A 2,436-nucleotide genomic window follows, 5' to 3' on the forward strand; every position below is an offset into this window, starting at 1 on the left:
AGCCAGGCGGTTGGGTCGGCCGCGCGGCGAGGTGCTCGCCGTGAGGGCGAGTCCTGTTCCGCGCGGCCTCCCGCCGAACCGGACATGACGGTTTCCCGGTCATCCGGCTCTCCAGTGACTACTGCGTGAATGGTCTGGCTGGCCGTTCCGAATGGATACGGTCGTGGCAGATGTCGCATGCCACGACTGTTTTGCGGCGCCGATGGAGCATGACGCGCGCCCAGTCGGAAGGCTGCCATCCGGCATGTGCGAGGTCGGCGAGAGCGCGGACGTGGTGCACTTGCACGTTGCCCTTGCTTCCGCAGATCTCGCAGGTATCCGCCAGGAGTCTCGCAATGAGTTCCTTCTGCGGGTAGTCCACCCGGACAGGCTCACGATCGGCGAGTTCCGCCGCCCGCTGCCGTTGGAGGGGAATCCCACCGAATCGGGCCACCAGTGGCGTCCTGTTCTTCCGCTCGATTCGGGCCTCGAAACAGACTCGGGGCCCATTGGGGGTGTCGATTCTGGCCTTGTGCTTGGCGGCCATCTTCGACACTGACGAGCGGTGCTTGGCTGCAAGAGTCTTGAGCATTGAAGTCTCCATGACCCATTGCAGCCGATGCAGCCGGAAGACATCTCCGGCAAGCAGGTAGTACTGGACAACGCCCCGATAAACGGTCCCGAAGGTCGCCACGATCGCGTGATCGCTGCTGTTGATCAGGGCCGTCTTCTTCGCGGGTTTTCCGCGATCGGTATAGGGGGCGCACTTGGCTTTGATCACGTCCCGTGGGACACGGAGTGCTATCTGGCCGTTGACCCGACGGTAACGGCCGGTTTTCTTCGTGTCGTTGTGCTGGGTCGTGATCTCGTAGCCGAGAAACCTCGCTGCCCGGGTGCGGGCGTGAGTGATCAGTGTCTTTTCCTGGGACAGTTCCAGCTTGAGTTCATCCCGCAGGAACTGTCCCAGGCGTTGTTTGATCTGCTCGGCCTCGGCTTTCGGTCCGGTGAAACCAAGGAGGTGATCATCCGCGTAGCGGATATAGCGCAGCCTGCGGTATCCCGGATCGTTGGGATCCGCGCTCGGCAGGCTCACCATCCGCTGACGCAGCGCGCGGGCCTGGACCCGGTCGCCGCGTCGGCGGGCTTTCGCCAGCAGATTCTGCAACTCCAGATAGGCCGGGTTGCGGGCCCGGCGCTTCCCTCGGGTGTACTCCGGAATCAGAACTGTCTCGACGAACTCATCCAACTTGTGCAGGTAGATGTTGGACAGGATCGGGGAAGCCACCCCGCCTTGCGGCGCTCCGGAGAGCGTGGCGCCCCACCTCCAGTCCTCCAGGTATCCGGCTGTCAGCATGTTGCGCACCAGCCGCAGAAACCGCTGGTCATGGATCTTCTCGCCGAGGTTCGACAGTAGGATCTCGTGGTCCAGGCTGCTGAAGCAGTCGGCGATGTCCCCTTCGATGAACCAGGACGTCCCGGTCCAGGTATGGTCCACCTCCCGCAAAGCGGTATGGCAGCCACGGCGGGGGCGAAACCCATGAGAGCGGCCGGAGAATGTCGGTTCGTAGTACGCCTCCAATAACAGGCGGACCACTTCACCGACGAGTTTGTCCGACCAGGTCGGAAGCCCCAGCGGACGCGTCTTCCCGTTCTTCTTCGGGATATGAACGCGCCGGACCGGACGAAAGCGGTAACGCTCGTGGCGCATCGCCTCGATGATCCGGTCGATCTTCCGCTGTGACATGCCGTCCACGGTTTCCGACGTGACCCCGGGCGTCATCGCACCATGGTTGGCGTAGATGCGCCCGTAGGCCAGCAGATACAACTGCGGATTGAACAGCTGCCGATACAGTTCATCACACGGCAGGCCATGCCTGCCGCGTTCACGCAGGACACCCAACACCGTTTTGGCGCTCTGCATTCGCATACCTCCCGAGTCGGGGTGTCCGAATCACCTGGCCCCCTTCGCCCGATGTGGACGGCTTTCCCGTCCTCCCTGGCCGGTCGTGACTCCGGCGACTACTACGGGGCCTCCGTCGCCATAGGACTCGCGTCCCGTAGGCGATCCCACGTTCGTCCCTGTCTGTACGTTCTAGCGCGACACAGGCGTCCCACTCATCTCCTTGAATGTCCTCGCTGGACATCGCTCCACACCCCGGAAGTGCTCCGGCCAACAATCGAAGACGGAGCAGAGTGCGGCGCCGGTTTCAGCTGTCATTTCCGGCGGATGGGAACTTGCATCTTCTGGAGATTAGGCTTCAAACAATCCAGTCTTCGCCATATCGCGCGGGCCGCCCAGCACACCGTCCCTGACAACTGGGCCCGGTCACTGGTTTTCTGACATGCTGTTGTCCCCTTCACCTTTCGGATCCAGGTAAGTCATCCGGCCCAGAAACCTCCTTCCGAGTTCCTCCCGGCTCAGCCGGGGATACAAACAGGGCGCCTCGTGGCGCACAA

The 2,436-nt window shown here is 62.6% G+C and carries 1 protein-coding gene; it reads right to left on the reverse strand.

Going from position 1 to position 2,436, the window contains the following annotated elements; genetic code table 11:
• Window positions 1-118 precede the first annotated feature (118 nt).
• Window positions 119-1,900: a reverse transcriptase domain-containing protein gene (locus tag ACWCPF_RS45355; protein ID WP_451051017.1), complete on the reverse strand. Its 1,782-nt coding sequence runs from the start codon at window positions 1,898-1,900 to the stop codon at window positions 119-121.
• Window positions 1,901-2,436 lie beyond the last annotated feature (536 nt).

The sequence above is a fragment of the Streptomyces sp. NPDC001858 genome (assembly GCF_053594615.1).